Origin of the sequence: Hydrogenovibrio marinus, from assembly GCF_013340845.1 — a bacterium.
Classification (GTDB): domain Bacteria; phylum Pseudomonadota; class Gammaproteobacteria; order Thiomicrospirales; family Thiomicrospiraceae; genus Hydrogenovibrio; species Hydrogenovibrio marinus.
In genome coordinates, this window is record NZ_AP020335.1 from 1102403 (window position 1) to 1124812 (window position 22410).

Genomic DNA, 22410 nt, shown 5'->3' on the forward strand with positions numbered 1-22410 from the left:
GCGATTTACAGTTTGCCTCGCACGCCAACGAACAAAAGCGTGCCGCCATTGTTGTAGACATACTTTGGCGTGACACCATCGCTTTCGTAGCTGACAACCGCCGGTGTGTAGTCTTCATTAAATAGATTTTGTACTTTACCGTAAATGGAGACATGCGGGTTGAATTGGTAGTCTGCGACCAAATCTGTGGTGCTGTAGTTACCGATATTCGCGCCTTTTTTATCCGCCTTGTCATACAGGTTGCCAACATATTTTGTCTGGATACCAAAATGCGTACGACTTAAACCATAGTAATCAAAGCCTAAGCCTGCTTGTTGTTCAGGACGGCGCGCCAGCCACTTACCAGCGTTGTCTTTTGCTGTCTGTTGTGTAAAGTTCAGTGACAGATCACTGTCAATTGCATCCAGTGTTCGTTTGTAGTTGGCTTCAAAGCCTTGGTACTTAGAGGTGCCTTTCTGGTTGTAGTACTTGTAGCTGCCATCTGTTACCAATTCATCTTTGATTTCGTTATTGAAGTAGGTCAGCTCCAAGCCGTAAATACCCAAGGTCGCATCATAACCTGTCGAGGACTCAGGTGTCAGTTGCGTGGTTTGTGTCGATAAATTGGTCAACTGGTAGAGTGATGGCGCATTGTAGCCCGTACCATAGTTAGCGCTGATGAAAACTTCTGGGATGAAATGATATTTGGTACCGATTTTTCCCGTCGTCTTATTGTCGAAACGATTGTACTCATCGTATCGAAGCGCTTCGGTAATCACCCATTTCTCACCAAACAATTGGTTGGTGTTGTTCACTGCGGCGGAACGGTTGTAATAGCTGTTGTTGTTTTTAATATCTTCAAGCTGTTTTGAAGCTACCGCGAAACTCGCTTGTTGTTTGTCGGCATAATGCCAGTCCGCCTGTGCGCCAAACTGATTCACTTTACCTTCGTAAACAGAAGAATAAGCAGGGTACTCTCTACGAATGTGGGAATCTTGTGCATAAAGTTGCGTGTCAACTTTACCGAAGGTTGCCAAATAACGTAGCTGTCTCAACGTGCTTTCAAAAGTGCTGTGTGAAGAAGTATTCGGTGTACTGTAATCCGACTCAGAATCACCGTTGCTATGCTTGATAAAGGTTTCCAAACGCTGTTGTTTTGCAAAGTTAATGCCTAAACGGAAAGAGGCTTCCTGCTGTGCAAAAGGGTCTTTTTCATCACCTTTACCGGATGTTTTGTATTTTTTGATCGAGGTAAAACCATCACTTGATAAGTCGCTGAAGTTTAATGCGAAATCGGCTTTTTCATTAGCTGCGCCCAAGCTGGCAGCCAATTTTTTCTGGTTGTTGCTACCAAACTCCAGATTTGCATTTGCGCGCTTGCCACCTTTTTTGGTGATGATGTTGATGACGCCGGCGGAGGCGTTTGCACCCCAAACACCGGATTGCGGACCTTTGATAATCTCGATTCGCTCAACGTCATCTAACATGATATTGGCAAAGTTGGTGGTACCGTCTGTGAGTGTCGGGTCGTTCAACTGCATGCCATTTTGTAACACGAGAATATTCTTTCCGCCCATGCCGCGCATGAAAAGACTGGTTGCCGTTCCCAAGCCGCCATTTGAGTAGGTGGTCAAGCCTGGAACTTGTCGCATGGCATCTTGCAGTGTTTGGTACTGGTGGTTTTCAATGTCTTCAGCGGTAATTACCGTGACATTTGAGGTGACGCTTCCGATGTTCTGAGGCGTGTTATTGGCAGTCACAATAACCGAATCAAGGTTCTTGTCATCTGCAGCAAAGCTGGCAGAACAAATTGAAAAAATAGCCAACGCAATCGGCGTTTTGGCTAAGCGCATTTTGTTAGGGTTCATAAAATTCCTTCGTAATGTTTATACGAAGGCAACAACGGATTCGGGACAAGCGCCCGAACAAAAAAGAGTGGTAATGCCTGACGACACAAAAAATCTCTTTTTCCGTATTGCCCACCGCAATCGGTTCAAAAGTTCGGCTACAAACGTAGACCTATTTTCTGGCCGGTATCCGGGCTGAAGAACAATTTCCTAACCCCTTCTCGGAAGCTCTAGTGAGCAACTCCAATGGGTTGTTGTCAGGTCTTTTCTATCACCGTTGCGGGGGCAGCACTCGATTTGATGTGGTTTTGCGTTATCGCACGAGTTTCCCGTTTAACTGCATGTCTATGAGACAGCAAGCACCAGAAAACGTGTATTCTACCGAAGAATTCAGTAGGGTAAAGAGGCAAATCGGCAAAATAGAGGTTTGGGGGCATGAGTTGAACAAAATCTGCCAGGTTGGGGGGAATAAGTTTGATACCCAACCTGGTAGATTTTAAAGGCAAGAGTGCTATGGATTAAGGCGCTTCGTTAATGTTGTCCTGTTTGTTTTCTTCGGCTTGGCGCTCAGCTTCATATTTCTCACGAATTTGATGGGTGTAGCGATAAGTAATCCATAAAATCGGAAAAACGATAACCAGCGCATAGATCATGGACATGATGCTTGCCGCAACTGTTGTGCCTTGCAGATGAACCGCTAGGCCAACAATGAACATAATCAACAAGCTGTTTCTCAATGCTCGTTTAAAAGGGGACTGAAGCATGATGTTTCCTCTAAAGGGTTAGTTTTCCAGCAGTGCCTGTAGGCATTTCAAATAAGCTTGTTCATCTGGCTCAGTTTGGTTGCGTTGAGCTTGCCACATGGCTTCCGCCAGACATTCCATCATGGCATGTTCAGTTTCATGAACATCTCTTAGGCGCTCGCCTAATTTCTTGTAAACGTCTTGAATGCCTGCCGGGCGATCCATGGAGACTTGTTCTTGCAATCCCAAGTGCATTCCCATGTGAAGAAATGGATTGGTTTCGCCCATCTCAGGAAAATAGTTGTTGCCGAGGTGTTTACTGTTCGTCAGCATGGCATGGTATTCAGGGTGCATTTCGATGACGCGGGCGACGAGGGTTTCCATCGCATCCAGAGGCTCGTTGTTGCGTGCCTTTTGCCAAGTGTCCACGTAAAATTGACGTAGGCGGTCTCTTTCGGTTGTGTAAATCATTTCAATCTTGTAACTCTGTGGGTATTAACGCTATTTTAACGAATTACGCTACCGGGTTGGAAAGTAATCGGCAATGCGGCAGACTGACATTGAACCTGTTAAACTGAACTGAAACTGCTAAAATCATTATTAATGATGAAATAACAGAACCATTCATACGCGTAAACTTGCATTCAAACTGGGAGAGAGCTCTTGTTACAAAGACCTTGGTTATCGTTAAAAATAATTCATACGAGTCTTCGTGTGCGCTATTTCTTCGCTGTCATGGTCGGTTTAACGCTGTTTTCCTCACCGACGTTCTCGCAAGAAAGCACCGCGGAAGAAATATTGGAAAGTCATCCTCTTGGGCTGGTCAGTCCTGAGATTCAAGCAGAATTAAGCAATGAAGCTTTACACACTCAACTGGTCACTGCGGCCATTGAGTACGACACCTTCAACCAACGATGCAGAGGGGTGAGTGCAGCCTATAACGAGTCCAAGGTGAACCGTTTGTTTTTGAACAAATTCGGTATCACCATGAACGACTATATGATGAACTATATGTCGAAGGACGCCAACGACCCCAGAGACGTGAAACAGAAAATCGTTAATCGTGTCTATCAGAGCATCGCCAAGATGGGCGGTTGTCAACCAGCCCGATCCAAAGGACTGGAAAAGAACCTGAAAGACGAATACCGTAATCTGTACCATCAAGTCGAAAAGTCTACTTGGTTCCCAAGCGTTCATAACGATTGATCGTTGATTACAGGCTGTGTCCTTTAGGTTTAACCACAGTTGACAAACTGTAAGCAAAGGCATCGTTTATGAAGATTTTAATTGCGCCTGATTCATTCAAAGGCAGTTTGGAAGCGGTTACTTTTTGTGAAGTTGCCACGCAAGCCATCCAAAGTGTTTATCCTCAAGCCGACGTTATCAGCCAACCGATGGCAGATGGCGGTGAAGGTATGGTCGATACCCTATCCAGTCTTGACGGTGCCGAGCGCATTTCTGCCATAGTGCAAGACCCGGTTGGCAAAGCCATTACCGCCAACTATGCCTATCTTCAAGAATCCCAAACTGCCATTATCGAGATGGCCGCCGCATCAGGCCTACCGCTATTGAAACCCAAACAACGTAAGGCGATGAAAACCTCAACCTATGGCACAGGCCAGCTTATACAAGATGCGCTTTCCAGAGGTGCCAAGCATTTCATTCTAGGGTTGGGCGGCAGTGCCACTACCGATGCCGGTATTGGGTGTTTGTCGGCACTGGGCTTTCAATTCCTCAACGCTAATAAAGAACATGTCTCTTTGGATGGCGAAGGTCTGTTGGCTCTGGAAAGCATTGTTCCACCGAGCAGCTTGGATTTAGACAGTATTAGCGTTCAGGTGGCTTGCGATATTTCCAATCCACTGTATGGCGAAACGGGCGCGGCCTATATGTTTGGTCCACAAAAAGGTGCAAGTTCGGAAGAAGTGGCATTATTGGATCAGGGATTGCGAAACTTTGCGCGCGTGGTCAAGAAGGACTTGCAGTTAGAGGTTGCGGAACTTGCCGGCGCGGGCGCAGCAGGTGGAATGGGTGCGGGGCTAATGCTTATTGGCGGGAAGTTGAATTCTGGTTTTAAAATCGTTTCAGAACTGCTACAACTGGAACAACAGTTTCAAACACATCAGTTCGATTTGGTCATCACTGGAGAAGGTCAGTTCAACGAGCAAAGCCAATACGGCAAAGTGCCGGTTGAGGTTGCAAAGCTTGCCAAAAAATACAATGTATTCGTTGTCGGTATTGTCGGCGGCATTGATTTTCCGATTGCCGATATCCATAAACTCGGCATTGATGCTATCTTTAGTATTACCGACAGACCTTTGGCACTTGAAGATTGTTTCAAAGAAGCCAGACCATTACTTTTTAATCTTATTCAGAACATTGTCAGACTAACTTTTAGAAATATTCAGGAGTAAAATATTAGAGGAGAAGTGTTTGAACGCTTTTTTGCTAGTGATTTATGACGATAGTCGATTAAAGCTCATTAAGGAGTCGTGTGATGGGTGAAATGTATGATGAATATCAAAAGATGCTGGATCAAGGTATCTACGATGACGAAGAAGACCTTATGAATCAAGAAGGTCTAAGTTATGACGATTTGTACAAAGACGATGATGAATATGACGAAGAAGATGACTTCGCTGAAGATTTTGATGATAATCTGGGAAATAGGTTAGAAGATGAATTGGATGATGATTTGAACGATGAGTTCAATAAAGACTACTAGGATGGTGGCGTAATTTGATTGCCGTTAAAATTTAACGGCGCGCATATTCTTGAACATAGGTAGCAACCACTATTCGTCCTAGGGTTTGCTACGCACTTCTAAACGCAAAGAAGTTTTTACATCGAAAATCTACCAGGTTGGGGTCTTTCTCGTTGGAATAGTTAGTGCGGCGAAAACTGTTGGCTGATAATTCTGCCCACCTGTTCAAGCACATGATTTTTGGTTTCAAAAGGTTCTTTGCTGCCAGTGTAATAAACCGCCACCAAAATCGGGTCATCGGCATCCGGCCACATGATGGCGATGTCGTTCATGGCACCATTATTCCCAGAACCGGTTTTATCGCCAACAGGCCAGTAGGTTGGAATACCGGCACGAAGCTTATTGGCACCGGTGGTGTTATTCAACATCCATTGTGTCAGTTGATTTTTTGAAGCTTCTGACAACACATGTCCCAGAAGGATTTTTTTCATGCTTTTCAACATGGCGTTGGGCGTTGTGGTGTCGCGTTCATCACCAGGTATATTGGTGTTGAGGTGGGGTTCAATGCGATCAACACGGGTTTCCTTATCACCAAAACTACGCATAAAGGTCGTTAGCCCTTGAGGGCCTCGAACAGGTTCAAACAGCAAGTTAGCGGCAGTGTTATCGCTGTATTGAAGTGCGGCTGCCAGTAATTGTGATATGGTCATTTCGCCTTCGCCATTGCGAAGGTTTTTTCGAGTGATGGGGGCATAATCCAGCAGGTCTGAAGTGGAGTAGGTGACAACCCGATTTAGGGATTCTTCTTTAGCATCTACTTTGGCAAGAACGGAAGCGGCTAACAGGAACTTGAAGGTACTGCACATGGCAAAACGTTCATTGCCTCGGTATTGTAGTTGAAATCCGCTGCTTGCATCCCAAACTGCGACACCTAGTCTGCCACCGAAGGTGGATTCTAATTCAGAGATTTGCTGCTTGAAGTTTACTTGAGCACTTTTCAAGCTATCGGCATGAGCCGTCGTGATAAATAGCCATAATGATAGGGTGAAGAAAGAAGACGCTATCGTTCCTTTGACAGTCTTTAATGCTTTCATAAAGTTTCCTCTTGCAAGGTTAAGCACATGGTGTCGTTATTTAGGCGCCATGTGGACAAAGAGATGCAACTTATCGTTTGGCAATCAGTTGGACGACAGCGCCCAATCCGGTGTGAAAAATACCTTCGGTAACATCTCTTTCAGTTTCGTGCATCATTAAGCAATCCAAACCTTGGATTTCGTTTTCTAAATTCTTTAGGCTGACGGTCATCTCGACGACTTGTGGTCCGCCGGTTTTGTATTCTAGTTGTTTCGGACAATAGGCTTCCAATAAAAAGACGCCGTTGGGTTTCAGTGCATTTGGGATCTGTGCATGAACACCTTGTCGCATGGCGGGTGGCAAATGGCAGAAAATGGACACGATGCTATCCCATTTGGATTCACCTAGGTCAAAATTACCAAGGTCGGCAACGATGGTTTCGATTTCTACGCCACGTTGTTGGGCAAGTTTTTGTGCTTTTTCCAGCCCGATTGCAGAGTTGTCTACCGCTGTGACGTCATAGCCTTGTTCAGCAAGAAAAACGGCATTGCGACCTTCTCCTTCAGCCAAACAGAGTACTTTGCCTTTTGGTAATTGCTGGAAATGTTCGGCAAGAAAGGTGTTGGGTGCAGTGCCATAAACATACTCTTCAACAGCGTAACGATCATCCCACATGGTCATGTTCCTTTGTTATTCGGTTTTGTCTTTGTATTCGCACAGGTCATAAATGCAGCAAGCACCACATCTTGGTTTGCGCGCAGTGCAAGTATAGCGCCCATGCAAAATCAGAAGGTGGTGTGCGGGAATCAAGTATTCCTTCGGTACGAACTTCAACAGGTTCTTTTCGACCTCCAGCACATTTTTCCCCGGTGCAATCTTTGTGCGGTTTGAGACTCGGAAAATATGGGTATCCACTGCCATAGTGGGGTGTCCGAAAGCTGTGTTCAAGACTACATTGGCAGTTTTTCTGCCGACGCCAGGTAGTGCTTCAAGCGCCTCTCGCGTCTGTGGAATTTCGGAGTCGTGAAGGTCTATTAGCATTTTGCAGGTTTTGATGATATTTGCTGCCTTGCTGTTAAACAAGCCAATGGTCTTGATGTATTCTTTCAAACCTTCTTCACCAAGTGCATAGATCGCTTCTGGCGTATTGGCGACAGGGAAGAGTTTGGCAGTGGCGATATTGACGCCTTTGTCGGTCGCTTGCGCCGACAAAATAACGGCAATCAATAACTCGAAAGGGTTAGAGTAGTTCAGCTCGGTTTCCGGGTTTGGAATGGCTTCAGCGAGACGTTGAAAAATCTCTAGGCGTTTTTGTTTATTCATAGATTAGGATTGGTTGATTGCAACTTGTATACCTAGTGCATTGGTTTTCTTTGCAAGACGTCTTTGCTCGATGGCATTTTTCAGCGCCACCAACAGACCCAAGCCGATGAATGCACCCGGGGGCAAAATTGCCAACAGCATCGGGTGAAAGTCAGATGGCATATAAAGGGTTAGACCTTTAGCGGCGTCACCGAACATCAGGTTCATTTGATCGAAAAGAGTACCATTACCGATAATCTCACGCATCGCGCCCAGTACGACTAAAACGGCAGTGAAACCAAGCCCCATGAAAAGTCCATCGATAAAAGATTTATCAACTGGGTTTTTGGAAGCATAGGCTTCAGCACGCCCGAGAATGGTACAGTTGGTAACAATTAAGGGAATGAAAATGCCCAGAATGCCGTGTAGTGTGTGAAGGTAAGCATTCATCATCATGTCGATAATTGTCACTGCCGAAGCGATGATGGCAATGAAAATAGGAATGCGGATTTCCGGCGAAACGTGGTTTCTAATCAGTGATACCAAAACATTTGAAATCACCATAACAACCATGGTGGCAAGTCCAAGTCCAAGCCCATTGACGGTGTTGTTGGTGACGGCAAGCAAAGGGCAAAGCCCCAACATGGCAACTAGTGCCTGGTTGTTGTCCCAAAGGCCGTTGCGGGCGATTTTGGAGTAATCACTCCAAGAAGTTTTCTGCGTAGTGTCAGTCATAGAGTTTTGCTCCTTGCTGATTGACGAATGTCAGTGCTTTTCTCACTGCTTTGACGACTGCTCTTGGCGTAATCGTCGCACCGGTAAACTGGTCAAAGATACCACCGTCTTTTTTCACGCGCCACTTGGCAGCGTTGTCATCACGAAGGTTCATGTCATTGAAAGAAAGTATCCAGTTGGATTTTCTGAGTTCTATTTTATCGCCTAAACCTGGGGTTTCTTTGTGCTTTAAAACACGCACTCCAGAAATGCGACCATCAGGATACACACCTATCAAGACTGTGATTTTACCGCTATAACCGTCAGGTGCAACCGCTTCGAAGATGACGCCGGCAGGTTTGCCGTCTTTTCGAGCACGATAGAAGGTGACAGGGGTTTCTGAACCCAACAAGGCTTCATTGGTGAGGTTCTTGGTGTCTTTGAGAGGATCATTGTCGTAGCTGGATGCGGGTAGCACTTCGTTAAAAGCCGCCTGTTTGTTTTCTTTTTCCGCGTTGTCGATCAACTCTTGAGTGACAAATTTAACCGCCAACAATAAACCAACACCGAGCAGCACATAGAGGCTCAATACTCTTGCAGACTTAAACATCTGCTGGAAGATAGAAGCTTTTTGAGTGTTTTTGGGTGTTTCCGTTGTCTCTGTCATAGTGAAAGCTCTATTTTTTGTGTCCAAATACGCGCGGTGTTGTGTATTGGTCAATCAAAGGAACGAACATGTTCAAGATCAATACGGCAAAAGCGATGCCATCTGGGAAAGCTCCCCAGTTACGAATGATATACACCATAATACCGATGCCAATCGCATAGACCAATCTCCCTCTTGGAGTGGTGCTTGAAGTGACCGGGTCGGTAATGATAAAGAAAGCCGCCAACATTACGCCACCAGAGAGCAAGTGGTAGCTTACTGGCGCATAGGTACTTGGGTCGATTTGGTGGAATATAAACGCCATGGTTGCCAATGCACCAAGAAAGCCAACTGGATACTGCCAACGGATAGTACGTTTATACAGCAACCACAAACCGCCCAATAAGAAAGCCAAGTTGACTTCTCCCCAACCAATTGGGAAAGCGTCTTTTCCGAAAGTGGCACTGTTCAGTGTTGCTCCGACGGGTATACCTGTAGAAAGCGCTGTTTTCACTTCTCCCAATGGGGTTGCGCCAGTGATTTGGTCGATAGCAATATCCGCGTGACCGAAGAAAATCACCGATGCGGATTCCATGAAGCTGAGGTGATGCCCTGATACTTCAGCAGGCAGTGTCCATTGGGTGACTTGCGCTGGAAATGAAATCAATAGGAAGGCATAGCCGAGCATAGCCGGGTTGAAGGGATTGTAGCCCAATCCGCCATAGAGATGCTTACCGAAAATCAGCGCAAAGGTTACGCCCGACACAATGATCCACCAAGGGGCTTCTGGCGGAATACAAAATACGATACCGGTGATGGTAATCAAGCCGCTCAGATCGGCTAGATAAGGAATCACTGGGCGACCACGAAGCTTAAGCATTGCCGTTTCAACAACCAAAAGCGTTAAAACAGCCAGCGCCCATTGGATGATGATACCAAAACCAAAGAAGTAAATATGCGCCATTAATGCTGGGAAGGCGGCATATTGCACCTGAATCATGGTTTTGCGCACAGAAACGACATCATGCGTAAAAGGAGAGGTTGCGGTATTAAATAATGAGTTATCGCTCATGAATCACTTCCTGATGTTTCAGTATTGTCAGGCTGGGGTTTCTTACGTGCGGCGGCACGTTTTTTCGCAGCTTCCATTGCTGCTTTACGCTTGTCGACCACTGGCTTTTCTTCCACCTCCGCAGTGTTTTCTTGCTGTGTAGGTATTTCCGTTTGGTCTGTGTGTGCTTGATGTTTTGCAGCCATTTCCTGAGCACGCTTCTGTGCCGCTAAACGTGCTCGGGTCTTTGCATCCAACTTTGGCTCATTCTCATCAGAAGTATCTGGTGTGGCATCTTTTATGGTTTCGGATTGTGAAACCATGCTTTCCGACTTTTTAGCTGCCTGTGCACGTTTTTTGGCGGCAGCCATCGCTTTTTCGCGTGCGGACATAGCAGGCGAAGCGGATTTATCGGAGCTAGAGGAATTTTGTGTCAACTCAGATTTATCTGTAGCGGCTTGCGCGCGTTTCTTGGCTGCGGCAATTGCTTTTTCCCTTGCAGATAGCGGTGCATCAGACTGTTTTTCGCTCGCAGAAACTTTCATTTCTTCAGTGGCTGTGACATCATTTGATTGTGCAGCTTTTTTACGAGCGGCCGCCGCTCTAGCGGCTACCACAGCAGCAGGTGCTTTTTTCTCGGGCGTTTGAGTAGCAGTTTCTTGCCCGGCTTCACTTGCCGCTTTGCGCTTAACGGCTTCTTTTTTGGCTTTCAGTTTCGCTTCACGCTCTTGTTTGATGCGTTCTTCACGTGCCAATTTTGCCTCATGACGTTCTTTCGCACGTTGGGTCGACAAAGTTTCTTGCTTGTTCTTTTTCACTTCACCTTTGGCAAAGCGGTAGTATTGTACGAGTGGGATATGGCTTGGGCACACAAAACTACAGCATCCGCATTCGATGCAGTCGAATAGATTGAGTTTTTCTGCCTTGTCGAACTCATGACTGCGAGCATGCCAGTACAGTTGTTGAGGCAATAGATTGACCGGGCAAGCATCCATGCATTCTCCACAGCGAATACAAGGCATCACCATTTCGGCGGGCTTCGGTGGATTCGCCAGGATACAGTTAGTGGTTTTAATGACCGGTACATGATTGTTTGGCATTTCAAAGCCCATCATCGGGCCACCCTGTACAAGGGGATAATTGAGTTTGGTTTTTGGTTCTGCAAGCTCAACTAAATCCTCAAAGGACGTTCCTATCAATGCTTCGATATTGAATGGGCGGTTCAGCCCCAAACCGGAAACCGTCACATAACGTGATGTCAAAGGCTTGCCGTGACGTACGGCATGAAAAATAGCAGCAAAGGTGGCGACGTTCATCATCAATAGACCGATGTCGACCGCATGTGCATGTGCAGGTACTTCAATACCCGTCAGTTGCTGTGTCAGCTGTTTTTGTCCGCCCATCGGGTAAACCGTTGGAACAGGTTGAATTTCTACCAGGTTGGGGGGGGCGAGTTCTGCCACGGCTGCCTGCATGCACTCAATGGCTTCAGGTTTATTGTCTTCGATGCCGCAGATAATGCGCTCGCAACCTAAAGCCTCGGCGACAATCATCGCGCCACGAATAATGTCCTTAGGATGCGTCTGCATCAAAATATCATCACAGGTGATAAAGGGTTCACACTCAGCACCGTTGACCAGTAGGGTGTGGATTTTGCCTTTTTCATCCGGTATTTTGGCAAAAGTAGGGAAGCCGGCTCCGCCCATGCCCACGATACCTGCTCGGTAAACCAGTTCTTTTAATGCTTTAGGATCCGATGGTGTTTTGCCATCGGTTTTCAAAATGTTATCAATGGTCTCATCTTTGAAATCCGGTTTCAGCACGATGCAAAGCCCGGTCAATCCGGATGGATGAGGAAGGGTACGATTCTCAATGGCGATGATTTCACCGGATGTCGGTGCATGCACTGGGGCGCTTAGACCTTTTTTGCTTTCAGCAAGACATTGGTTTTTGAGAACTTTGTCACCCACCTGAACTTTTGGTTCAGTCTCGACACCGACGTGTTGGTGAAGAGGCAGAATCAACTCGTCCGGGATAAAGCTCTTATGAATAGGGTGCTGTTTCGACAAGCTTTTGTTGTAGCGAGGAAAAACGCCACCACTGAAACGATAAAGTCGACGCTTCGCCATAGGATAGATTTTGGCAAGAAATTTAAAGAAACTGACTTTCATGAAAACTTCTCAATTAACGGGCGAGTACTTGCCGTTGGGTCAGGTTCTGCCCAGCTCCAGTTTTGCAATGTAGGCTCTATCGGAATCATGGTGATACAGTCTACAGGACAAACGGGTACACATTTTTCGCAACCGGTACACTCGGATTCGATAACGGTATGCATGAGTTTTGTTGCGCCGACAATTGCATCCACAGGGCATGCCTTGATGCAGTGGACGCAGCCAATACAGGTGTCTTCGTCAATAATGGCGACAATTTTGCCCTCTGCAGCTTCCGGAACTTCTTCCATTTCTTTGGGTTCACGGTTGGTGATTTCCGAGATATGAATCATGACTTCATGTCCACCCGGAACACACAGATTCACTTCGGAGTCTCCATTTGCCAACGCTTCCGCATAAGGGCGACAGCCTGGAAAACCGCATTGTCCGCATTGCGTTTGCGGCAGGATGTTGTCGATTTGATCCGCCATTGGATTGCCTTCAACTTTGAAGCGGACAGCGGCAAATCCCAGCAATAAGCCGAAAACCAATGCAAGCCCTAAGAAAATCAGTATGGCGGAAATCATTTGATGTGTTTTTCCTTACTTGACGAGACCGCCAAAGCCCATAAAGGCAATGGACATGAGTCCAGCGGTTATCAAAGCAATTGGAACGCCTTGAAAAGGCTTAGGAACATCTGCATACTCAACGCGTTCGCGAATGGATGCGAATAGCACCATGACCAAAGAGAAACCAACTGCCGCGCCAAAACCATAGAGTGCAGATTCCAAGAAGTTGTGACGTTCGCCCACATTCAACAGGGCAACCCCTAGTACAGCACAGTTAGTGGTAATCAGCGGGATGTAGATGCCTAATACTTGATATAAAACTGGACTGGTTTTATGGATAGCCATTTCAGTAAAACCAACCACGGCGGCAATCGCCAAGATAAAACCGATGGTCTGCAAAAATTCCAGGTGGAAGGGAACCAGTAAATAGGTATTGATTAGGTAGCTTAAAACGGAAGACAGCGTCATAACAAAGGTAGTTGCCAAGCCCATGCCGACCGCGGCATCGGTCTTCTTGGAAACACCCATGAACGGGCAAAGCCCTAGGAATTTAACCAGCACGAAGTTGTTTACCAAAATGGTACTGATTAGGATTACAAAATACTCTGTCATATTATTCCGTCGTTATTTGCTTTAAGTTCGTTAAAGCCTTATCGAAGCAAGCTTAAACAACACAGTATAGTCAAAAAAATTGCACAGAAACAGCTGAGATTTTAAAGACCAACGCATAAGTAAAGATTATTGGCGAGCTTAAGTGAAAGCCCGCAATAGCTTATTTTACACGCATTCCAGGTTGAGCGCCTTCATCAGGATTTAAGATGAATAAGTCTTTGCCGCCAGGACCGGCAGCGAGGACCATACCTTCGGACATGCCAAAACGCATTTTTCTTGGGGCTAGGTTGGCGACCATGACCGTCAGCTTGCCAACCAACTCTTCAGGCTGATAGGCCGATTTGATACCGGCAAATACCTGACGCTGTTCCAGGCCGATATCCAGTGTCAGCTTTAATAGTTTATCAGCTTCCGGTACTGCTTCAGCATTGACGATTTTTGCGATACGAAAATCCAGCTTGGCAAAGTCGTCAAATGTGATTTCCGGTGCAATAGGGTCGATATCCGCGTTTGCAGCTGCAGGCGCTGTTGCTTGAGGTTGAGCCGCAGGCATGCTTTGTTTGGAATCTTCAATCATTTTTTCAACGGCATCCATTTCAACTCGAGTCATTAGTGGTTGGAACTTTTGAATGGTATGACCCATCAATGGCGATTCAATCGCATTCCAGTCTAAAGTGTTGAGCTGTAAGAAACCGAGTGCTTTTTCAGCGGTTTCTGGCAGAACGGGCGCCAAATAAGTCAGCAGTACGCGGAACAGGTTGATGCCGACACTTACGGATTCATGAAGTTCAGCTTCTTTGCCTTCTTGTTTTGCCAATACCCAAGGTGCTGTTTCATCAATGTATTCGTTAGCTCTATCGGCTAATGCCATTATTTCGCGCATCGCTTGACCGTATTCACGTTTTTCGTAAAGTGAAGCAATCATTTCTGATTCAGCAACAAAAGACTGGTAAAGCGACTTGGCGTTATCCGAAAAGTCGTCAGCCAATTTGCCGTTAAATTTCTTCACCACGAATCCGGCACAACGGCTTGCAATATTGACAACTTTACCGACAAGATCAGAGTTGACGCGTTGGACGAAGTCTTCTATGTTCAAATCCAAATCGTCGATGCGGCTGTTCAATTTGGTAGCGAAGTAGTAGCGCAAGTATTCTGAATTCAGATGATCCAAGTAGGTTTTTGCCATGATGAATGTACCGCGGGACTTCGACATTTTTTGTCCGTCAACCGTCAGGAAGCCATGAGCGAAAATAGCATCTGGTGTTCTGAAGTCCGCACCGGATAACATTGCAGGCCAGAAAAGAGCGTGGAAGTAGATGATGTCTTTACCGATGAAGTGGTAAAGTTCGGCGTCACTGCCTTGTTTCCAGAAGTCATCAAAGTTGATACCGGTCTTATCGCAAAGCGCTTTGAAGCTTGCCATATAACCGACTGGTGCATCCAACCACACATAGAAGAACTTATCTTGTTCACCTGGAATCTCAAATCCGAAGTAAGGGGCATCACGTGAAATATCCCAGCCACGAAGTCCTGACTCAAACCACTCGTCAAGTTTATTGGCGATTTGTGTTTGAAGGTGACCTTTGTGAGTCCATTCTTTCAGCATGTCGCCGAAGTGATCTAATTCAAAGAACAAATGGTCAGTTTCTTTTTCAACTGGCGTGGCGCCTGATACAGCAGATTTTGGGTTCAAAAGTTCGGTTGGGCTATAGGTTGCCCCGCAAACTTCGCAGTTATCGCCGTATTGATCTTCTGCTTTACACTTAGGGCAGGTTCCTTTGATAAAACGATCCGGTAAGAACATTTGTTTTTCCGGGTCATAAAACTGGGTAATTGTTTTACGTGAAATATGACCTTTTGCTTTTAGCTGTTCATAGATATAGCTAGCAAAATGACGGTTTTCCGGTGAATGCGTAGAGTGATAATGATCAAAAGCAATGTTGAAGCCGGCAAAGTCACGTTGATGTTCTTCAGAGACGCGTGCAATCAACTCTTCAGGCGCAATGCCTTCGGCTTGTGCGCGTAGCATGATCGGGGTTCCATGAGCATCGTCTGCACAGACGTAATAACACTCGTTTCCTCGCATTTTCTGAAAGCGAGACCAAATGTCGGTTTGGATATATTCAACCAAGTGCCCCAAGTGAATAGGACCGTTTGCGTATGGAAGCGCGCTTGTAATCAGGATTTTTCGGCTAGCTGTTTGTGTCATTGTTTTCTGAATCATTTATCTAAAAATTTGGACAAACATTATATGCTTTTTGAGGACGTTTTTTGCCAAAAGAAGCAGAAAGTAAGGGTTTTTTTCGATACTTAAAGCTGCGCATGGTGCAATCAAAAAAACTATGGTTTGAAGAGTGACTTTTGGTGAAGTTTTAATTGCAGTCGGCATAAGTCTGATTTAATATGACCCAAAGCGGCATTAACCTTGGTTTTATCAGGTGTTAAAATGGATTGTGTCGTTACGCACTCAAAACAATGCATTGTGCTACAGGGGAGGTTTAATCATGGGTGTAAAAACTCAGGTGAATGATGGTGTGGTGAATATCTACATTAAAGGGAATTTTGATATTAGTTGCTACGATGATTTCAACAGGACGTTGAATGAGCACTTAGATTCGGCATCCAAGTTCGTGATAGACCTGTCAGAGACCACTTATATGGACAGTTCGGCACTTGGTATGTTGTTGTTGCTTCGAGAGAAAACAGGCGGTAATCCTGCGAAAATCGAGTTTACCAATGTGACTCCAGAAGTAATGAATATTCTAAAGGTGGCGAAATTTGACCAATTGTTCACGATTGTCTAGCTGGCAGTAATTGAGAGGGCTGCTTTGAGAATTCTCGTAGTTGACCCGTCCGAAACAAACCGTTTTTATTTAAAGCTCGTTCTTGAAAAAAACGGTTATGACGTTCTGCTTGCATCCAATGGTTTGGATGCCTATCAAATTTTCGAGTCAGAACCAGTTGATCTGGTTATTTCTGAATTAACCTTGCCTTTTATGAGCGCATACGACTTGGTTGAGAAGATTAAGTCGAACTCGTCAAATCAAATGATTCCCGTTTTTATCTTGACGAACGAAGTGTGTTCCGAGGCGATACAAAAAGCCCTTGAAGTTGGTGCTGACGACTTCTTGCAAAAACCTTATTCCGAGCAGTTGTTTCTAGCCAAGATATTGTCTCTATTGCGCATGAAACAGTTGACGACAGAGCTTTATAAGTCGAATCAAACCATTTCTTCTTTACACAAAAACCTGGAGCTTGAACACCGTTCTGCTGAGCGTATTTTCGAGAAGTTTGTACATGGTCCTGGAAAGTTGGTTCCAGGTTTGGAAACACACATTAAGCCAGCTTCGATTTTTAACGGAGATGTCTTTCTTTCTACAGTGATGCCTTCTGGAAGTGTATTGGTATTGCTGGGAGATTTTACTGGGCATGGTTTACCAGCAGCAATCGGCGCGATTCCTGTTGCGGAAGTTTTCTATTCCATGGTGCGAAGAGGGCGTACACCTTCCGAGGTGTTGAGTGTTATCAACAGCAAGTTGGAAGAAATACTGCCAACGCATATTTTCTTCAGTTGCATCATGGTTAAGATTCAACCGGATCGAAAGTTGGTTTCTATCTTTAACGCCGGTATGCAGCCTATTATCCAGTTGAATACTCAAACAAGAGAAACCGAGGAGTATGCGTCGAGTTCACCGCCTTTGGGTATCTTGAATACCAATGAGATGTCGCTGGATTTCTTACGTGTTGAGGTGGAGCCAGAAGATTGTTTCTTTTTGTACACGGATGGTATTGTGGAGGTCATGGATGCCAAGCGCAAAATGTTTGGCTTAGAGCGTCTAGTCCATGAAATATCATCGCATGATAATCCTACAATTAATGATTTGGTCGAGTCGGCAAAACTCTTTAGTGCCGAGCCTTTGTTTGAAGATGATGTTACGATTATCAAGTTATCAATGAACGAGATTCTTAGTGAGAACAAACAAAAGTTTTTGAGGTCATCTAATATTGAGGTTAAGCCGTCAACACAATGGCGGTTAACGTTTGATTTTTGTCATAAGAATATTCGCGTTAACGGCAATCCAACAGAAGGGATTGTGGACGCCATTATGGTCATGCAGCCGTTGATTTCTTTTAAAGAAGACTTGTACTTGGTGATATCTGAGCTTTATGCCAATGCGGTGGAGCACGGTTTATTGAATCTTGATTCATCCATTAAGGATCAACCAGACGGGTTCAGTAAGTTTAGCGAACTTAAGAACCAACGTTTGTCGACGTTGGAAGACGGTAAAATCACCATCTGTGTCAAACAGGTTCCGAAAAGTCAGCATTCTGGAGAGATAGAGATTCGAGTTTCTCATTCTTCATTCAGCGAGTCCGAAAATGACCATCAGAGTGTAAAACAGTTAATGGCTGAAGCTAAAGAAAACGCGTTTTCCGGGAGAGGGTTGCTGTTGGTGAAAGCACTGTGTCAATCTCTGACGTTGGACTTGGATAATGCAACCGCAACCGCCGTTTTTGTTTGGCAACAACCTGAGGCACTCAACGAAGCCTAGAGTTTTTAGGCAGATTTTCTCAGAAGAAAGCGGCTATGCCACATCTCTTTTATCCACTCATCAAATGCCTTAAAGTCTTAGCTATTCTCCACCACGATGTTGGGGAACACTGATGCATAGCTTTTTCGTTGTAAAGCAATGTCACTGCCAATTGCCCAGGCCATTTGGCGGTAACGACCGGCAATTTCTCCAGCAGGTTGTTCAACCAGTGCAGGTTTTCCTGTGTCCATTCCAATTCTGATATGACTGTCTAGTGGAAGTTGTCCAAGCAGTTTGGTATTGGATTCCGTTGCCAGAGTGGCACCGCCATGCTCGCCGAAAATAGCTTCTTCATGCCCACATTGGCTACAGACATGTGTACTCATGTTTTCAATAATGCCTAGAATTGGAATATTTACTTTTTCAAACATTTTCAAACCTTTGCGAGCATCAATTAAAGCAATTTCCTGTGGGGTTGTTACCACAACCGCACCCGTCACCGGGATTTGCTGTGATAAGGTAAGTTGAACATCTCCCGTTCCTGGAGGAAGATCAATTACCAAATAATCCAAGTCTGACCAGTTTGTTTCTTTCAACAACTGCATAAGTGTCTGTGTGACGATAGGCCCACGCCAAATCATTGGTTCCGCAGGGTCAATTAAAAAGCCAATAGACATCAGCTTAAGGCCGTGGGCTTCTAAAGGTTCCATGCTTTTGCCATCCAATGTCTGTGGCTTATCGTGAATACCAAGCATTGTCGGAACGCTTGGACCGTAAATATCAGCATCTAGAATTCCAACTTTTGCGCCTTCTTGTTGAAGTGCTAACGCCAAGTTCACACTGGTTGTGGATTTACCAACACCGCCTTTACCGGATGCCACTGCAATGATGTTTTTAACCCCTGCCAGTGGTTGCGACTGATTTTGAGTTTGGTGGGTAATAATGTCAGTAGCCCAACTGACTTTGATTTCTTTAACTTCTTCATTCTGAAGGAGCGTATGACTGAGTTGTTGTTCCAGAGCAGGCCATAATGAGCGCGCAGCGAAAGGCAAGCTGATATCAAGGCTAAGAATACCTTTTTTAAAACTGGCATCTTTTAGTATTTTGTCATGAAAGACAGAGCTATCAACCCCTTCAATATTCAGGTTGTGAATGGCGGATTCCAAGTCATTCTGTAGAGGTTCACTGAGAGCGGAAGAGAATATTTTTTTTAGGAAGCTCATGGTAACGTCCTCATAAGGTTAAATTTTAGAGTTGCTGGCATTTGGAAGGGAGGTAACCCCCCAACCTGGTAGATTTTAGCTTGATTTTTATTTGTTAGCGTTTAGCTTAGTAGGTCAAGCTGGCGCTCGTCCATATTGCGAGCTTGATCTTGAGTGATGCGGCTTGCAGTTGGGCCTTTCTGGTCGCGGTACTTTGCATCTGCGCGTTTGTTGTAAGGCTTAATTGCAGCACTGGACAAGGTTTCAAAGTTGATGGCGCAAATATCCATTCCAGGTCTTAGTGCCAATGGCAGCTTACCGCTGTTGAATATTTCCAATACGATTTGTCCATTCCAGCCTGGATCAATTCGGTGCGCGGTAACGTGTACCATCAAGCCAAGTCTGGCCAGACTGGAGCGCCCATCCAACCAGCCGACCAAATCATCCGGAATAGAGACGGACTCAAATGTCGCCGCCAATGCCAATTCTCCTGGATGCAGGAAGAAAGCGTCACCTTCAGCAATGGTAATTTCATCGCCCATTATCGTGTCCATGATTTTTTGCATTTGATTGCTTGGACCACTCAGATCGATATAAGGGGCGGTATGATCATTGAAGACACGAAATTTGTTATCGAGCCTTAAATCGACGCTAATGCCTTTGATTTTGCTCTGATCAGGCATAGGCTCGATTCCGATTTTGCCGATTTTTAAATGCTGGATAATATCTCTATCGCTTAACTTCATAGTCTTTTTCTATCAGTTGGAAAAGTCGGGGACTCTGTTTAATTCAAGCGTAATTGTTCTCTTTTCCGCTTTGTTTTCAATTTCAATTTGTCCGGGAAAATCTCTTATTTCCGGTACAAGCCATAATTTAACGCTCATTTTATCATTATGGAACTCAAAGCGCTTCGTTTGTAGCTCATCCTTAAAATCCAGATCAATTTCGTCTGGCTGGTTGGTTACCGAAAACAGGATTTTTTGTTGTATCTTGTTGTCTTGGAAGTACAGGTTATTGAGTGGCAAATGATTGAGCACACGGTACTGGATTGCATAAGCAATGGAAATGGTGTCATACACCAGTTTGTGCAATGGCCAGTTTTTGTTTTCTTCCACATAATGCACACGATGTTTCGCATCGTCGCGAATGAGGGTGTAGGTTTTGTGCACGGTGTGGTCATCATAATGGCGGGTCAGATACTTTTTGTACTCAAGCCATTTGAACTCTTTGTCGTTCTGAATCAGTTTGATTTTTTCGATAGCGGATTCGTTGATAAAGCGCTGCGCCCATTTTGGTGGTGAGGCTTCACTTGTTAGTAGGCAGTTTTGTTGTTGGCAGCTTAGGGACTGCTTGGCTTCGCCTACGTTAAACCCAAACACGCGCACATTGAACGTCGCTTTGAAAGGGTAAAGTGTTTCCGCACGAGATGGCGCAGAGAATAGGGCTAAGCAAGCTAAAAAAGTGAGGGTTAGGTGATGGGGTTTATTGAATAAAAACATGGTGCCGCCTAGCGTTCTCTTTGCGTGATTTCAGCGAAATCAAGCGGTGCTGTCAGTAATTCGCCTTTAAAACGCACTTTATTGTCTTCTAGTGTCAATGTACCAGATGCCAGCCAGTCTGCAACCAAAGGATAAGTTTGGTGTTCAAGCGTGTGAATTTTTTGACGTAGGGTTTCTACGCTATCGTTTTGCTCTATCGTGACTTTTGCTTGAAGGATAACAGGGCCGCCATCTAGTTCAGCAGTGACAAAATGAATACTTAAACCGTGTTCGCTATCCCCAGCCTCTAATGCTCGCTGATGGGTATCAAGCCCAGGGTATTTAGGCAGCAATGAAGGGTGGATGTTCAGCATACGTCCCAAAAAGTGATGGGTGAATGCTGACGTTAGTATGCGCATGAATCCAGCCAAAATAACCACTTGCACTTGCTTGGCATCCAGTGCGTCAATCATAGCCAGATCAAAGGCTTCACGAGAGTCATAGGCTTTATGGTCTAACACTAAGGTTTCAATGCCGGCAGATTTAGCTCGATCAAGACCTTTGACATTGGGACGATTGGAAATGACGAGTTGGATGTCGTAGTGAGAGTGAGGCTGTGCATCAATCAGGGCTTGCAGGTTACTGCCATTGCCTGAAATTAAAACAGCGATAGGAGTTCTTTGAGATGTTTGTGTCATATCCGTTTAGCATCGGCCAGAGACCGATGCGTTAGCGTTATATCAAGTTGGGTTAAACGGATGGATTAAAGCAATTCAACGTGTGGTTCAGTTTGGCTTGATGTTTCGATCTTACCAATTTCAACCACTGTTTCACCCATTTGGCTGAGTGCCGCTATGGCTTTATCTTTATCCGTAGCGTCAACCACAATCACGAGACCGATACCACAGTTTAGCGTACGGTGCATTTCGTGGAATTCAACATTCCCAGCCTGTTGGATCCAGTCAAATACCGCAGGACGTTTCCAACTTGAAGTGTCGATTTTCGCCAGAGTATTCTCAGGCATAACGCGAGGTAGGTTCTCAAGTAAGCCACCACCTGTGATGTGTGAAATGGCATGAATGTCGACGCTTTTCATTAACTCCAATACAGACTTAACATAAATACGGGTTGGTGCCATCAATGCATCAATCAATGGTTGACCATCACAATCCGATTGAAGGTCAACTTTACTGACTTCAATGATTTTGCGGATTAATGAATAACCGTTTGAGTGAGGGCCAGAAGAGGCAAGGCCTAACATAATGTCGCCTTCTTTTACTTTGGTACCGTCAATCAAATCCGCTTTTTCCACGATACCAACACAGAAGCCGGCCAAATCATAATCGCCATCTGGGTACATGCCCGGCATTTCAGCAGTTTCACCACCAATCAACGCACAACCAGACTGCAAACAACCTTCGCCGATGCCGGAAATAACGTCTTTTGCAACGGCAATATCAAGTTTCCCTGTCGCATAGTAATCCAAGAAGAATAGCGGTTCCGCACCTTGCACAATCAGGTCGTTCACACACATGGCCACCAAATCGATACCCACTTGGTCGTGTTTACCACTTTCAATCGCCAAACGAAGCTTGGTACCAACACCGTCAGTTCCTGAAACCAAAAGTGGATGTTTGTATTTATCCATCGGAAGCTCGAACAAAGCACCAAAACCACCTAAAGAGGCTGATACTTCAGGGCGACGAGTCGCTTTTGCAATAGGTTTGATGGCTTCTACTAGGGCATTACCTGCGTCGATGTCTACGCCGGCATCTTTATAACTGATCGATTGGGTTTCTGTTGTCAT

23 protein-coding genes and 1 riboswitch are annotated in these 22410 nt (G+C 45.2%); of the genes, 5 read left to right on the plus strand and 18 right to left on the minus strand.

The annotated features are described in order from the left end of the window. Positions 1-5: 5 nt before the first annotated feature. The 3 genes from HVMH_RS05235 to HVMH_RS05245 form a co-directional block, all read right to left on the minus strand. Positions 6-1847 (minus strand): TonB-dependent receptor plug domain-containing protein, encoded by a 1842-nt coding sequence (locus tag HVMH_RS05235; RefSeq protein ID WP_029908617.1) that lies wholly within the window; start codon positions 1845-1847, stop codon positions 6-8. Positions 1848-1990: 143 nt separating this feature from the next. Beyond that, positions 1991-2208, minus strand: a riboswitch (cobalamin riboswitch). Positions 2209-2344: 136 nt separating this feature from the next. Next, on the minus strand, positions 2345-2590 hold the full coding sequence (locus HVMH_RS05240) for a hypothetical protein (RefSeq protein WP_029908619.1): 246 nt from the start codon (positions 2588-2590) through the stop codon (positions 2345-2347). Between the two features lie 18 nt (positions 2591-2608). Continuing rightward, positions 2609-3040, minus strand: coding sequence for a DUF1841 family protein (locus HVMH_RS05245; protein ID WP_035628791.1), 432 nt, complete (start codon positions 3038-3040; stop codon positions 2609-2611). Between the two features lie 192 nt (positions 3041-3232). On the opposite strand from HVMH_RS05245, the gene HVMH_RS05250 reads away from it, so the two are divergent. The 3 genes from HVMH_RS05250 to HVMH_RS05260 all read left to right on the plus strand — a co-directional run bounded on the left by HVMH_RS05250 (position 3233) and on the right by HVMH_RS05260 (position 5294). Then, complete coding sequence (locus tag HVMH_RS05250) at positions 3233-3775, plus strand: hypothetical protein (protein ID WP_155837641.1); 543 nt, start codon at positions 3233-3235, stop codon at positions 3773-3775. 68 nt (positions 3776-3843) lie between these two features. Continuing rightward, positions 3844-4983, plus strand: a complete 1140-nt coding sequence (locus tag HVMH_RS05255; protein ID WP_029908626.1) for a glycerate kinase — start codon at positions 3844-3846, stop codon at positions 4981-4983. Between the two features lie 83 nt (positions 4984-5066). Beyond that, a complete protein-coding gene (locus tag HVMH_RS05260; RefSeq protein ID WP_029908627.1) occupies positions 5067-5294 on the plus strand; it encodes a hypothetical protein in 228 nt (75 codons plus the stop codon). 161 nt (positions 5295-5455) lie between these two features. Here HVMH_RS05260 and bla read toward each other — a convergent pair whose 3' ends face one another. The 10 genes from bla to metG form a co-directional block, all read right to left on the minus strand. Next, positions 5456-6367 (minus strand): class A beta-lactamase, encoded by a 912-nt coding sequence (gene bla, locus HVMH_RS05265; RefSeq protein ID WP_051622946.1) that lies wholly within the window; start codon positions 6365-6367, stop codon positions 5456-5458. Positions 6368-6437: 70 nt separating this feature from the next. Next, positions 6438-7022: an SAM-dependent methyltransferase gene (locus HVMH_RS05270; protein ID WP_029908632.1), complete on the minus strand. Its 585-nt coding sequence runs from the start codon at positions 7020-7022 to the stop codon at positions 6438-6440. Positions 7023-7037: 15 nt separating this feature from the next. Next, positions 7038-7670, minus strand: a complete 633-nt coding sequence (gene nth, locus HVMH_RS05275; RefSeq protein WP_029908634.1) for an endonuclease III — start codon at positions 7668-7670, stop codon at positions 7038-7040. Positions 7671-7673: 3 nt separating this feature from the next. Continuing rightward, entirely contained in the window at positions 7674-8384 is a 711-nt protein-coding gene (locus tag HVMH_RS05280; RefSeq protein ID WP_029908636.1) for an electron transport complex subunit E, read from the minus strand. Beyond that, positions 8377-9030: an electron transport complex subunit RsxG gene (gene rsxG, locus HVMH_RS05285; RefSeq protein ID WP_029908638.1), complete on the minus strand. Its 654-nt coding sequence runs from the start codon at positions 9028-9030 to the stop codon at positions 8377-8379. Before rsxG ends, HVMH_RS05280 begins: the two co-directional genes overlap by 8 nt. A 10-nt stretch (positions 9031-9040) precedes the next feature. Further along, on the minus strand, positions 9041-10081 hold the full coding sequence (locus HVMH_RS05290) for an RnfABCDGE type electron transport complex subunit D (protein WP_029908647.1): 1041 nt from the start codon (positions 10079-10081) through the stop codon (positions 9041-9043). Beyond that, on the minus strand, positions 10078-12231 hold the full coding sequence (rsxC, locus tag HVMH_RS05295) for an electron transport complex subunit RsxC (RefSeq protein ID WP_029908649.1): 2154 nt from the start codon (positions 12229-12231) through the stop codon (positions 10078-10080). The genes HVMH_RS05290 and rsxC overlap by 4 nt, the downstream gene beginning before the upstream one ends. After that, complete coding sequence (rsxB, locus tag HVMH_RS05300; protein WP_029908652.1) at positions 12228-12797, minus strand: electron transport complex subunit RsxB; 570 nt, start codon at positions 12795-12797, stop codon at positions 12228-12230. Before rsxB ends, rsxC begins: the two co-directional genes overlap by 4 nt. 15 nt (positions 12798-12812) lie before the next feature. Further along, positions 12813-13391 carry an electron transport complex subunit RsxA gene (gene rsxA / locus HVMH_RS05305; RefSeq protein WP_029908654.1) on the minus strand — a complete coding sequence of 193 codons (579 nt, stop codon included), beginning with the start codon at positions 13389-13391 and terminating at the stop codon, positions 12813-12815. A 160-nt stretch (positions 13392-13551) separates the two neighbouring features. Beyond that, positions 13552-15600 (minus strand): methionine--tRNA ligase, encoded by a 2049-nt coding sequence (metG, locus tag HVMH_RS05310; RefSeq protein WP_029908656.1) that lies wholly within the window; start codon positions 15598-15600, stop codon positions 13552-13554. Between the two features lie 295 nt (positions 15601-15895). On the opposite strand from metG, the gene HVMH_RS05315 reads away from it, so the two are divergent. Further along, complete coding sequence (locus HVMH_RS05315) at positions 15896-16195, plus strand: STAS domain-containing protein (protein ID WP_029908658.1); 300 nt, start codon at positions 15896-15898, stop codon at positions 16193-16195. A gap of 24 nt (positions 16196-16219) precedes the next feature. After that, positions 16220-17944 (plus strand): PP2C family protein-serine/threonine phosphatase, encoded by a 1725-nt coding sequence (locus tag HVMH_RS05320; RefSeq protein WP_051622948.1) that lies wholly within the window; start codon positions 16220-16222, stop codon positions 17942-17944. A 77-nt stretch (positions 17945-18021) separates the two neighbouring features. On the opposite strand, the gene apbC is transcribed toward HVMH_RS05320, so the two are convergent. The 5 genes from apbC to purM form a co-directional block, all read right to left on the minus strand. Further along, complete coding sequence (gene apbC / locus HVMH_RS05325) at positions 18022-19146, minus strand: iron-sulfur cluster carrier protein ApbC (RefSeq protein WP_029908662.1); 1125 nt, start codon at positions 19144-19146, stop codon at positions 18022-18024. Positions 19147-19247: 101 nt separating this feature from the next. After that, a complete protein-coding gene (gene dcd, locus HVMH_RS05330; protein WP_029908664.1) occupies positions 19248-19871 on the minus strand; it encodes a dCTP deaminase in 624 nt (207 codons plus the stop codon). Positions 19872-19883: 12 nt separating this feature from the next. Continuing rightward, the gene (locus HVMH_RS05335; protein WP_029908666.1) at positions 19884-20624 is read right to left on the minus strand and encodes a DUF3108 domain-containing protein; all 741 of its coding nucleotides are present in this window, start codon (positions 20622-20624) and stop codon (positions 19884-19886) included. A gap of 8 nt (positions 20625-20632) precedes the next feature. Beyond that, the gene (purN, locus tag HVMH_RS05340) at positions 20633-21301 is read right to left on the minus strand and encodes a phosphoribosylglycinamide formyltransferase (protein ID WP_029908668.1); all 669 of its coding nucleotides are present in this window, start codon (positions 21299-21301) and stop codon (positions 20633-20635) included. Between the two features lie 65 nt (positions 21302-21366). Further along, the gene (purM, locus tag HVMH_RS05345; protein WP_029908670.1) at positions 21367-22410 is read right to left on the minus strand and encodes a phosphoribosylformylglycinamidine cyclo-ligase; all 1044 of its coding nucleotides are present in this window, start codon (positions 22408-22410) and stop codon (positions 21367-21369) included.

Excerpts from the sequence above, each read along its gene's own strand:
- HVMH_RS05235 (WP_029908617.1), bottom strand. The coding sequence starts at position 1,847 with ATGAACCCTAACAAAATGCGCTTAGCCAAAACGCCGATTGCGTTGGCT.
- HVMH_RS05240 (WP_029908619.1), bottom strand. The coding sequence starts at position 2,590 with ATGCTTCAGTCCCCTTTTAAACGAGCATTGAGAAACAGCTTGTTGATT.
- HVMH_RS05245 (WP_035628791.1), bottom strand. The coding sequence starts at position 3,040 with ATGATTTACACAACCGAAAGAGACCGCCTACGTCAATTTTACGTGGAC.
- HVMH_RS05255 (WP_029908626.1), top strand. The coding sequence starts at position 3,844 with ATGAAGATTTTAATTGCGCCTGATTCATTCAAAGGCAGTTTGGAAGCG.
- HVMH_RS05260 (WP_029908627.1), top strand. The coding sequence starts at position 5,067 with ATGGGTGAAATGTATGATGAATATCAAAAGATGCTGGATCAAGGTATC.
- bla (WP_051622946.1), bottom strand. The coding sequence starts at position 6,367 with ATGAAAGCATTAAAGACTGTCAAAGGAACGATAGCGTCTTCTTTCTTC.
- HVMH_RS05270 (WP_029908632.1), bottom strand. The coding sequence starts at position 7,022 with ATGTGGGATGATCGTTACGCTGTTGAAGAGTATGTTTATGGCACTGCA.
- nth (WP_029908634.1), bottom strand. The coding sequence starts at position 7,670 with ATGAATAAACAAAAACGCCTAGAGATTTTTCAACGTCTCGCTGAAGCC.
- HVMH_RS05280 (WP_029908636.1), bottom strand. The coding sequence starts at position 8,384 with ATGACTGACACTACGCAGAAAACTTCTTGGAGTGATTACTCCAAAATC.
- rsxG (WP_029908638.1), bottom strand. The coding sequence starts at position 9,030 with ATGACAGAGACAACGGAAACACCCAAAAACACTCAAAAAGCTTCTATC.
- HVMH_RS05290 (WP_029908647.1), bottom strand. The coding sequence starts at position 10,081 with ATGAGCGATAACTCATTATTTAATACCGCAACCTCTCCTTTTACGCAT.
- rsxC (WP_029908649.1), bottom strand. The coding sequence starts at position 12,231 with ATGAAAGTCAGTTTCTTTAAATTTCTTGCCAAAATCTATCCTATGGCG.
- rsxB (WP_029908652.1), bottom strand. The coding sequence starts at position 12,797 with ATGATTTCCGCCATACTGATTTTCTTAGGGCTTGCATTGGTTTTCGGC.
- rsxA (WP_029908654.1), bottom strand. The coding sequence starts at position 13,391 with ATGACAGAGTATTTTGTAATCCTAATCAGTACCATTTTGGTAAACAAC.
- metG (WP_029908656.1), bottom strand. The coding sequence starts at position 15,600 with ATGACACAAACAGCTAGCCGAAAAATCCTGATTACAAGCGCGCTTCCA.
- HVMH_RS05315 (WP_029908658.1), top strand. The coding sequence starts at position 15,896 with ATGGGTGTAAAAACTCAGGTGAATGATGGTGTGGTGAATATCTACATT.
- apbC (WP_029908662.1), bottom strand. The coding sequence starts at position 19,146 with ATGAGCTTCCTAAAAAAAATATTCTCTTCCGCTCTCAGTGAACCTCTA.
- dcd (WP_029908664.1), bottom strand. The coding sequence starts at position 19,871 with ATGAAGTTAAGCGATAGAGATATTATCCAGCATTTAAAAATCGGCAAA.
- HVMH_RS05335 (WP_029908666.1), bottom strand. The coding sequence starts at position 20,624 with ATGTTTTTATTCAATAAACCCCATCACCTAACCCTCACTTTTTTAGCT.
- purN (WP_029908668.1), bottom strand. The coding sequence starts at position 21,301 with ATGACACAAACATCTCAAAGAACTCCTATCGCTGTTTTAATTTCAGGC.
- purM (WP_029908670.1), bottom strand. The coding sequence starts at position 22,410 with ATGACAACAGAAACCCAATCGATCAGTTATAAAGATGCCGGCGTAGAC.